Origin of the sequence: Halorubrum tibetense (assembly GCF_042661865.1) — an archaeon.
GTDB lineage: Archaea > Halobacteriota > Halobacteria > Halobacteriales > Haloferacaceae > Halorubrum > Halorubrum tibetense.
Genome location: NZ_JBHSWW010000500.1, coordinates 1 through 1,032 on the forward strand (window position 1 = coordinate 1; position 1,032 = coordinate 1,032).

Sequence of the window (1,032 nt, forward strand, 5' to 3'; positions counted from 1 at the left end):
GACGTACTAACAAAGCTTCCAAATCGTATGTTATTTATGGATCGGCTCGCGCAACTGATTGGCAAAGGCAACCGCGAGGAGAAATTTAGATTTGCGGTACTATTTCTAGATTTGGATAGGTTTAAAGTTATCAATGACAGCCTAGGGCATCTGGCTGGCGACAAGCTATTGCAACAGGTAGGAAATAGACTCGCTAAACTTGTGCGACCACAAGATACGGTAGCGAGGCTGGGAGGTGATGAGTTCTGTCTCTTGCTTGATGATGTACAAGGCTTGAATTTTGCTGAACTTGTGGCCAAGCGTATTTGCGAAGACCTGACCAAATCATTTGTAGTGTTGGGCAATGAAGTTTTCACCTCCACAAGTATTGGCGTGGCATACAGCGCACTCGGGTATGACAAAGCGGAAGACATGCTGCGCGACGCGGACGCCGCTATGTATCAGGCGAAATTACTTGGGAAACGGCAATATGCGGTATTCGATCAGAGCATGCACACTAAGGCTATGAATACGCTTAAGCTGGAGACTGAGTTACGCAATGCCATTAACAATAACGAGATTGACGTGTTTTACCAGCCAATTATGCGCCTCGGCACGTCAGAGCTGGATGGGTTTGAAGCCCTCGCGCGGTGGCAGCACCCAAATCAAGGGCTGATTCCACCGAATGATTTCATACCCCTCGCCGAGGAAAGTGGTTTAATCATCGAGCTGGATATTGCCATGTGCCTCAAGGCTTGTATTCAAATGTCACAGTGGCACAAAGAATTTGGCGAGCACATTTCAATAAGCATCAACCTTTCAAGTAAGCACTTTTCACGTAGCGACTTGGTCGACAGAATTAGAAACGTATTACAGGTTTCTGGTATTAATCCGGCCATGTTAAAACTAGAAATTACCGAAAGTGCATTGATGGAGAATGTTATTGCTGCCCAAAAAATTCTCGGTGAGTTAAAAGGCCTGGGTGTCTTTCTGGCCATGGACGACTTTGGCACTGGCTACTCCTCACTCAGCTACCTACACAGGTTCCCCCTC

1 protein-coding gene is annotated in these 1,032 nt (G+C 46.7%); it reads left to right on the forward strand.

The features are described 5' to 3' along the window. On the forward strand, positions 1-1,032 hold a 1,032-nt coding region (locus ACFQEU_RS16505), incomplete at both ends, for a putative bifunctional diguanylate cyclase/phosphodiesterase (protein ID WP_379783915.1).